General features: G+C 70.6%; 6 protein-coding genes. 3 read left to right on the forward strand and 3 right to left on the reverse strand.

The window, feature by feature from the left end; translation table 11 throughout:
* Positions 1-2,959, reverse strand: a 2,959-nt coding sequence (locus FNH05_RS23825) for a bifunctional cytochrome P450/NADPH--P450 reductase (protein WP_222426688.1), incomplete at its 3' end; no start/stop codon positions are given.
* A 211-nt stretch (positions 2,960-3,170) separates the two neighbouring features.
* Here FNH05_RS23825 and FNH05_RS23830 point away from each other — a divergent pair.
* Positions 3,171-4,109: a patatin-like phospholipase family protein gene (locus FNH05_RS23830; protein ID WP_144590943.1), complete on the forward strand. Its 939-nt coding sequence runs from the start codon at positions 3,171-3,173 to the stop codon at positions 4,107-4,109.
* 103 nt (positions 4,110-4,212) lie between these two features.
* On the opposite strand, the gene FNH05_RS23835 is transcribed toward FNH05_RS23830, so the two are convergent.
* Both FNH05_RS23835 and FNH05_RS23840 read right to left on the reverse strand, forming a co-directional pair.
* Positions 4,213-5,076, reverse strand: a complete 864-nt coding sequence (locus FNH05_RS23835) for an SAM-dependent methyltransferase (RefSeq protein WP_144590944.1) — start codon at positions 5,074-5,076, stop codon at positions 4,213-4,215.
* A 142-nt stretch (positions 5,077-5,218) separates the two neighbouring features.
* Positions 5,219-6,028, reverse strand: a complete 810-nt coding sequence (locus FNH05_RS23840) for a LysR family substrate-binding domain-containing protein (protein ID WP_144590945.1) — start codon at positions 6,026-6,028, stop codon at positions 5,219-5,221.
* A gap of 60 nt (positions 6,029-6,088) precedes the next feature.
* Here FNH05_RS23840 and FNH05_RS23845 point away from each other — a divergent pair, with 60 nt between their 5' ends.
* Together FNH05_RS23845 and FNH05_RS23850 are read left to right on the forward strand one after the other, a co-directional pair.
* On the forward strand, positions 6,089-6,472 hold the full coding sequence (locus tag FNH05_RS23845) for a DUF5997 family protein (RefSeq protein WP_144590946.1): 384 nt from the start codon (positions 6,089-6,091) through the stop codon (positions 6,470-6,472).
* 180 nt (positions 6,473-6,652) lie between these two features.
* The coding region (locus tag FNH05_RS23850) for a DUF6531 domain-containing protein (protein WP_222426689.1) at positions 6,653-9,399 on the forward strand (2,747 nt) is incomplete at its 3' end.

Raw genomic sequence — 9,399 nt, forward strand, 5'->3', positions numbered from 1 at the left:
AGCGCACACCGTCCTCCGGCCTCCCGGAAAAGGCGGGACGCACCGACACGATCCCCGCCCGCTCCCAGCCCTTGAGCTCGTCGCGGTAGATCAGGTCCCGCTCGGGATGGTCACAGCCGAAGAACAGCAGGGCGGGTGCCGGCTCGACGCCCTCTTCGGTGGCGCGAAGCGCGCGGTCCTGCAGGAACCCGCGGAACGGGGCGATCCCCGATCCGGCGGCGACCATGATCATCGGAGTGGCCAGGGACGGCGGCGGGTGGAACGCGGTCTGCGACGGGCGCACGCTCACCGCGATCCTGGTGCCGGGCCGGGCGCTCGCGAGGTAGGTCGACGCCACACCCTCGTAGGTTCCGTTGCCGGACAGGGCGGGCGCGGACAGCACCGCGATGGTGAGCGTGACGTGGTCCTCGCTCCACCGCGGCGAGGACGAGATCGAGTACTGCCGTGGCGCCAGGGGCGGCAGCATCTGCAGGTACGTCCCGAACGGCAGTTGTACGGACGGAAAGCGCGTGAGCAGGTCGAGCACGCTGACCCGCCGGTCGAGGACTTCACGCGGGTAGGTGTCGTCGGCGGCGAGGGCACGCAGCGCATCGCGCTCGGGCGGGCAGGCCGTGCTGTCGGCGAGCTGGGCGATCTGGCGGCGCCCTGCGGGTGCGGAGAGCTCGACGTAACTGGACAGCAGCTCTCCCGCGGTGATCGGCTTCCCGACCGGCAGGAACGTGGCCCCGGCCCCGCCGAACCGCAGGACGAGCTGGGCGTCGTAGTCGAGGTCGAACCGGCTCAGTGCCCGGTCCACCGCGGCCGGGGGGTTGAGGGGGAGGACGGCGAGGTAGTCCCCGGCGCGGTAGGTCGTGCCTTCGGGGAGCGCGATCTCCAGATGCCGTTTCCGGCGATCGGGCGGCAGGCCCGGGCTGGTCAGTTCCCGGTTGACGACGACCGTGCCGAGCGCGAGGTCGTTGGCCCGCAGCAGCGGGTCGCGCGTGGGGCCGACGAACGTGACTTCGAGTTCGGCGGTGGGGGCCGGTTCGGCGGTGCGCTGGCCGAGCGCCGCGGCGACCGCGGGCCAGAACCGGTCGTACCAGCCGTCGAAATCGCCGAAGAAGTCGCCGCGCGCGTTGGCGGCGCCGCGGTCGAGGATCCGCTCGGCCCCGGCCGCGGCCAGCCGGGCGTCGATCAGTGTGGGCACCGCCTGGTAGGTCCGGGCCCAGTCGGTGTTGCCGCAGCCGAACACGGTGTAGCGGACGCCGTCGAGACTGCCCTCGTCGAGCGTGTCCAGCCAGGAGGTGAAGCGCCGCGCGTTGTCCGGCGGCTTGCCTTCGTAGGAGGCGGTGACGATGACGACGACGCCTTCGGCGGGCAGGTGACCGGCCGAGGAATCCAGCGGGGCGAGCGACGGGGAGTAACCGCGGCGGCGGGCGTCGTTGGCGATCCGCTGGGCGAACGCCTCGGAGGTGCCCGAGTTGGACCCGTAGAGCACCTGGATGGGGACGCCGTTGCCCGCCGCGGCCGGTTCGGCCTGCTCGCCCTGTTCGCGCCGGCCGCCCGGGACGGTTTCCCGGGCCGCGGTGTCCACCAGGGTGACCGGGCGGCGGCGCACCCGCATCGTGAACCCTTCGGGCTTCATCGTCAGCGTTTCGTGGATGACCAGGCGGTAGCCCGGATCGGCCGGTTCGAGGTCGAACCGCTGCAGCAGCATCGCGAGGAACAGTTGCGCCTCCTGCAGGGCGAAGCCGCGGCCGATGCACATCCGCACCCCGTTGCCGAAGGGCTTCCACGCGTCCGGGGGCAGGGCCTGCGCCTTCTCGAAGGCGAACCGGCCGGGGTCGAACCGCTCGGGGTCCTCCCAGACGGCGGGATCGCGATGCAGCATGGGGGTGAGCACCAGGACGATGTCGTCGCGCCGCACCGGATACCGCCCACCGAGGGTGGTCTCGTCGTCCAGCGGCGTCACGGCGAACGCCGGCGCGGTCGGCCACAGCCGCAGCGTCTCCCGCAGGATCTGGTCGAGGTACCCGAGCCGGGCCAGGTCCTCGAAGGCAGGACGGCGCCCGCCCAGCACCTCGTCGGCCTGTGCCCGCGCGCGGGCCAGCACCTCGGGATGGCGCAGGAGCTCGTAGAGAGTGAACGTCAGCAACCCGCTGGTCGTCTCGTGCCCGGCGATGAGGAAGGTGACGAGCTGGTAGCGGACGTTCTCGTCGGACAGGCGTTCGCCGGTCTGCGGGTCGGCGGCCTCGATCATCGTGTCGAGGATGTCGTGCCTGCCGGGCGGGGACGGATGCCGCCGCCGCTCGGCGACGAGCCGGTCGGCGAGGGAGTGGAGGACGTTCTTGTCCTCCTCGAACTGGTGGCGGGACAGCAGCATCAGCCGGTTCTGCAGCGGCAGACGGCGCGACCGTGAGCCGGATTCGACCAGCGCGCGCACCATCGCCTTGACGAACGGGTGCATCTCCTCCCGGTACAAGCTGTTGAACCGGTAGCTGAACGCGCAGAGCGCGATCGTGTCCAGCGTGAGCCGGGTGGTGTTGTCCGCGACGTCGATGACGTGGTCGGGCCCGAGCCGCTCCCACATGAGCAGCAGTTGTTCGGCGATGTCGGCCATGCCGCCGAACATCTCGCGCAGCGCGACCGGACCGAAGGCGGGCATGAGGATCCGGTGGGCGATCTGCCAGTTGTGTTCCCGCGTCTCGGCGGTGAACAGACCGTCTCCGGCGAACTCCCGCACCTGCCGCAACGGCTGGTGCAGCATCTTTTCGAACCGCTCCTGGTCACACACCTCGTGGACGAGTTCCTGGCTGCTGAGCACGACCATGCGCCTGCCGCCCGGCAGGTCGAGCCGGAAGATCGGGCCGAGCTCGCCCGCCAGCCTCATCAGGCCCTGCACCGGCTCGCGCTGATCCATCGCGGGCAGGTTGCCGACCAGCGGTGCCGGGTGCGGCTGCGGGATTTCCACGAGACTCACCGGCGTTCCCTTTCGTCCGGTCTGGTTTCGCACGGTTCGCCCCACCATCGTCGCTCCGCCCGTGCGGGGTCGCAGGACGTGCGGCGCCGGGGGGCGAGGAGTCGGCTTCACGGGGTGAACGCGGCGTGCGCGTCGCCGTGGGTGAACGTCGCGGCCGGTGCTGTTACCGTCGTCGGCGAGTCCGCACGGCCGGGGAAGGAGCGCGAGTCGGATGGCACGCGTCGCCGTTGCGCTGGGCAGTGGGGGCGCCCGCGGCTACGCGCATATCGGGGTCATCAACGAGCTCGTCGAACGCGGCCACGAGATCGTCGGCGTCGCAGGGTCTTCGATGGGCGCCGTCGTGGGCGGCGCCTATGCCGCCGGCGAGTTGGCGGCCTACACCGACTGGGTCCTCGGCCTCTCCCGGCGCGATCTTCTGCGGCAACTCGATCCCTCGCTCACCGCGGGCGGCGTGATCCGCGCCGAACGCGTCCTGGCCCGGATGGCGGAGATGGTCGGCGGCCGCCGGATCGAAGAGCTCCCCGTCCGGTTCACCGCCGTCGCCGTCGACCTGCTCGCCAGCCGGGAAGTCTGGCTCGACGAGGGACCGCTGGACCGGGCGATCCGCGCCTCCATCGGGATACCCGGGGTCATCACCCCGGCGATCGTCAACGGCCGTCTCCTCGTCGACGGCGGGGTGCTGAACCCGGTGCCCGTCGCGGCCACGGCGTCCGCGCACGCGGACTTCGTGGTCGCCGTCTCGCTGCAGGGACAACGGAGCAGGCAGCCCGCCGTGACCCCCACCAGCGAGACCGCCGAGCGACGTCCCGCCGCCGAGTGGTGGGATCGCTTCCGCACGAACGCCTCCGAGGTGCTCGGCTCGGAGCTGGCCGCGGCGCTCGGCCGGCGGTTCACCTCGCCACGTCCGGGCGCCGCGATCGAGGAGGACCTGGAGGCGGCGTCGCTGCCCCAGGTCGGCATGATCGAGGTGCTGAACCTCGCGCTCGACGCGTCGCAGGCGGCGCTCACCCGCCACTGCCTCGCCGCGCACCCGGCGGACGTTCTCATCACCGTGCCGAAAGACGCCTGCCGCACCATCGACTTCCACAGGGCCGCGGAGCTCATCGATCTCGGACGGCAACTGGCCCACGAGGCGCTCGCTCCCTGGTGAGCCGGGCAGCGTGGTGCCGTGAAGGGTCCCTTCACAGTCGATTCGACCGTGAAGGGACCCTTCACGGCTCGCCCCAGTCCAGGCAGCGGGGGTGAGGAGGGCCTCAGGGCCGCGGCGAGGGCTTTGCGGCGACTCCGCACCAGCCGAAGGGGCGCGCCTGGTCTTCCTTCTCGATGGTGGTCGCGCCGTCCGGGCGCCAGTCGGGCAGGTGCACCAGGCCCGGCTCCAGCAGCGGCCAGTCGCCGAAGAACGGGACGATCTCGTCGTGGGAACGCAGCCACCCGGGATTGGAGGTGGACTGGTAGGCCGACACGAACCGGGCCACCATGTCGCCCGCCTCGGGCGGCGCGTCGTCGTGGGCGATGTGGGACAGCGCCAGCCAGCTGCCGGGTGCCAGCCACTCGCGGTACTGGCCCAGCAGGTCGGCGGGGCGGTCGGCGGGGCCGATGAAGTGGAGGACGGCGACGAGGAGCAGGCACACCGGCTGCCCGGGGTCGATCAGCCGCTCGACCTCCGGATCGGTCAGGATCGCCGGGACGTCGCGGAGATCGCGCTGCACCAGCCCGGCCCAGCCGGTCGCCCCGTCCTGCTCCAGTGTGATGCGCGCGTGCACGGCGGCGACGTCCTCGTAGTCGACGTACACGACGGTTGCCCGCTCGCCCTCGGGAAGCGCATTCCTGACATCCGAATGCACGTTGCCGACGGAGGGCACCCCGGAACCCAGGTCGATGAACTGCCGGATCCCGGCGTCGACGGCGGCGCGGACGACCCGGTTCATCCAGGCCCGGTTGGACCGGGCCAGCGGCTTGATCAACGGGAAGAGGCCCTCGACCTGTTTGCCGAATTCGCGGTCCACGGCGTAGTTGTGGGTGCCGCCGAGATACCAGTCGTACATCCGCGCGGCGGACGGCCGGTCGACGTCCACCCTCGCCGGCGCCGGTGGCGCCAGCTCTTCACCTTGATTCACGTTTCTTTCTACCACGATCCCGATCGGTGGCCGTCAGCATTTTCCTTCGGTGGCGCGGTGTTCGTGAGCGCCGGCCGCCCACCGTGCCGTCGCCGGGCTCCCCTGACCGTCCACTGTGATCAAGTAGGTGGTCGGGGGCCGGTCACCGGCGGCGGGGCTTCCCGCGCTTGCCCCCCTGACCGGAACCGGTGCCGCGTCGCGGATTCTTACCGGCCGCGGGTTTGCGCCCGCCGTTCTCCGGCCGCTTGCGCTGTGCCTTTTCCGATGCCTTTTCCGATGCCTTCTGCGGCGCCTTTTGCTGTGCTTTCTCCGGTGCCTGCGGCTGGGCGGCGGGCCGCCCGCGCGTGCTGTTGACCGTGCGGCCCCGGACCACCCCGATGAACTGCTCCATCAGGTCCGTGGTCTCCTCCTCCGGCCAGGACAGCGCGACGCGCGACTGCGGCACGTCGGTGAGCGGCCGGTAGGTGAGGTCCCGGCGGTGGTGCAGCCGGGCGAGCGACTGGGGGACGACGAGCAGTCCCACGCCCGCCGCCACCAGCTCGATGGCGTCCGCGGTCGTGACGGGGCGTTCGATCGCGGGCCGTCCCGGCGGGCGCTCCCAGCCGAGCGTGTCGTCGAGGGGGTGCAGCACGATCTCGTCGGCCAGGTCCCCGGGGGTGACTTCTTCGGCCGCCCCGGTCGCGGCGAGGAGGTGGTCCTTCGGGACGACGACCACGGTCGTCTCGGTGTAGAGCGGGATCGCGTGCAGGCCCGTCCGGTCCGTCGGCAGCCGCAGGAGGACCGCGTCGGCGGCTCCGTCGCGCACGAGCCCGGCGGCCTCGGCCGGGACGACCGGGACGAGGGACAACGGGACCCCGGGGTAGCGCTCCTGCCAAATCCGCACCCATTTGCCGGGCGTTACTCCGGGTACATACCCGAGCCGGAAGGCGGGAGGTTCGTCCGAGCTGGTCACGCGGCCAGATTACCGGGTGTGACTCTCCGGGCCGCGTGCCCGGCCGATACCCTGGACGGCATGACGTCGCAGAAGACCCCCCAGACGATGAAGCCCGCGACCGCGGCGAAGAAGCTGGGTGTGTACCTCGAGGCCACCCCGGCCGAGTTCCGGCAGGGTGTCGTGTCCCGCGACGAGCTGAACGCCCTGCAGGCGGACCCGCCGGAGTGGCTGCGCGAGTTGCGCCGCAACGGGCCGCATCCGCGTCCGGTCGTGGCCGCGAAACTCGGCATCTCCATCGGCGGGCTCGCCCGCGGCGGGATCACCGAGGCCCTCACCACCGAGCAGATCGACGCGTTGAAGGCCGCCAAGCCGGAATGGCTGGAACGGGAACGCGCCACCCAGGCCGAGGTCCGCAAGGAAGCGCTCCACGTCAAGGAAAAGCACCACCGCTCCGATTCCTGATTTCCGTTCCGTCGTCTCGTCCAGCGGTGCTCGCCCCGATGATCTCCTGATTGCCCGAACGATCCTCCTTTGAGGACCGTTCGGGCCCACGTTCGGCCCAACGGGAACCGATCGTGGTTCCTCCGCTCTCTAGGATCAGTCAGGCCTTGACAGGGACGAGAACCGGGAGCGCAAGTACGTATGACCAACCCGTTGGTGGCGCAGACTAAGGATTCCACAACCGCGTTTTCCGGGGTGACGATCCTGGAAGATGCTCAGGGCCTGGTGTCCAGCATCGAGAGCGGCGACTGGGCTTCTGCCGTGATGGGGGCGGCGGGGACGGCGATGGACGCGTTGGCGTTCGTGACGGATCCGTTCGGTTCGATCCTGGCCGCGGGGGTCGGCTGGCTGATGGAGCATGTCGGCCCGTTGAAGGACATGCTGGACAAACTTGCTGGGAATCCCGACCAGATCACGGCGCATTCGGAGACGTGGAAGAACATCTCGACCGAGTTGGGTCAGGTGTCGGCGGATCTGGCGAACCAGGTCAATACGGATATCCAGTCGTGGACCGGTCCCGGTGCGGATGCCTATCGTCAGCAGGCCGGGGAGATGGCGAAGGTCCTCGAAGCCGCGGGCAAGGCGTGTGACGGCGCCTCGAGTGGGGTGAAGACCGCCGGTGAGGTCGTCGCGGCGGTGCGGCAGTTGGTGCGGGACACCATCGCGCAGGTGGTGGGGCACATGGTGTCCTGGGCGCTGCAGGTCCTGTTCACTCTGGGCATCGGGTTGACCTGGGTGGTGCCGCAGGTGGTGAACCTGGTGGCGAAGACCGCGAAGCAGATCGCGGATCTGATCAAGAAGCTGACCAAGGCGTTGAGCGAGCTGGGCAAGTTGCTGGGCAAGGCCGGTGATCTGTTCAAGGATGCGTCGAAGGGGTTGAAGGGGCTCAAGCCGGGTTCGGCGGCGAAGCCGGGCAAGGTGGACACGTTGCCGTCGGGGGCGAGGAACGTGGACCCGGTGGCGGGCAGGCCGACCACGTCCTCGGGTGCGGGCCACAACGGTTCGGTCGATCCGGGCAAGGTTTCCGCGCCGCCGAAGCTCGACGGCGGTGCGGGTGGGACCACGGCGTCGAGTGCGGGTAAGCCTGATGGTGGGAGTGTGGCGCTGCCGCCGAAGCTCGACGAGGGCGCGGGTGGCACCAAGCCGTCGGGTACGGGCAAGCCTGATGGTGGGAGTGTGGCGCCGCCGCCGAAGCTCGACGAGGGTGCCGGTGGCACCACGGCGTCGGGGGCGAGCGCCAAGGGGGCCGGGGGTAACTCCTCGACCGCCTCGGGCGGCTCGACTCGCGGGGACGCGATCGGCAAGGACACCCGTGTCTGCGACAGCGACCCGGTCGACGTGATGACCGGTGACGTCGTGGCGAACGAGGTCGACCTGAGCTTGTCCGGCCCGGTGGAACTGCTGCTGGAACGCATGCACATCTCGTCCTACCGGGCCGGGCAGTGGTTCGGCCCGTCCTGGTCGTCCACTTTGGACCAGCGGGTCCAGGTGGACGAGGACAACATCCGCTACTGCTCCGCGGACGGCATGATCCTGGTGTATCCGCAGCCGGCCGCGGGAGCCTCCGTACTCCCGCTCGAGGGGCCGCGGCTGCCGCTGACCCCGGCCGGGACCGGCTTCCGGCTCGACGATCCCCAGCGTGAGCAGAGCCTGTTCTTCGCGCCCGTGGCGGGAAGCCGGGTGGGCGTGCTGCCGCTGGTCGCGCTCGAACAGCGGGACGCCTACCGGGTCGACATCGACCACGACCGGTCGGGAATGCCCGCGCGGCTGCGGCACAGCGACGGCCGCGTCGTGCGGGTGGCCGGCACCAGCGGTCGCATCACCGGGATCGAGGTCGTCGAGGCCGGGACCGAACGGGCCGTGAAGGTGGCCGAATTCGGGTACGACGACCGGGGGCACCTGGTCCAGGTCGTCAACTCCTCCGGACTGGCGGCCCGCTACGACTATGACGACCACGGCCGCATGACCGGGTGGCAGGACCGGACGGGCACTTGGTACCGCTACGTCTACGACGATCGGGGTCGCTGCGTCCGTACTCTCGGCTCGGACGGGTTCTTCAGCGGGACGTTCACCTACGACCGCGAACGCCTGATCACCGTCTACACCAACTCGCTCGGCGCGACCACCGAGTACCACTTCACCGCCGAGAGGCAGCTTTCCCGTCGCGTCGATCAGTTGGGCAACGTCACCGCCTTCACCTGGGACCGGTACGACCGGCTGCTGAGCCGGACCGATCCGCTGGGGCTGACCACGTCGTTCGGCTACGACGAGCAGGGCACCCTCGCGTCGGTGACCCGGCCGGACGGCTCGGTGCTGCGGGTCACTCCCGGGCCGGACGGACTGACGATCGAGGCCGAGGCCGAGGACGGCACCGTGCTCAGCCGTTTCTATCCCCGGGGTGAGGCGCCGGACCCGTTCGAGGAACCACTCGGCGTCGCCGCACCGTTGCGGACGGAAAAGCTGACCGGCGAAAAGGGCGGCGAGCGCGAGGATGCCGGGGTGCCCGAGGACCGGGATCTGTTCGGGCGGCCCCGGTTCGCGCTCAACCGCTCCCGCCGCCGCGTCGGTCTCGGCTGGACGGTGGAGGGACAGGAGAACCTGCGCGTGCAGCCTTCCGGCGTGCAGGAAATCCGCCGCTACGACCCGGAGGGCAACGAGGTCGAGCACGTCAACGGGGCCGGTTTCGCGACGCGGACCGAGTACGGTCTGTTCGACCTTCCGGTCGCCACGATCGACGCTTCCGGGGCGCGGACCACCTACGCCTATGACACGGAGCTCCGGCTCGTGGCGGTGACCAACCCGCTCGGGCTGAAGTGGACCTACCGCTACGATCCGGCCGGACGGCTGGTCGAGGAGACCGATTTCGACGGCCGGACCCTGCGTTTCAC

Source organism: Amycolatopsis rhizosphaerae (genome assembly GCF_007713715.1).
Taxonomy (GTDB): Bacteria; Actinomycetota; Actinomycetes; order Mycobacteriales; family Pseudonocardiaceae; genus Amycolatopsis_E; species Amycolatopsis_E rhizosphaerae.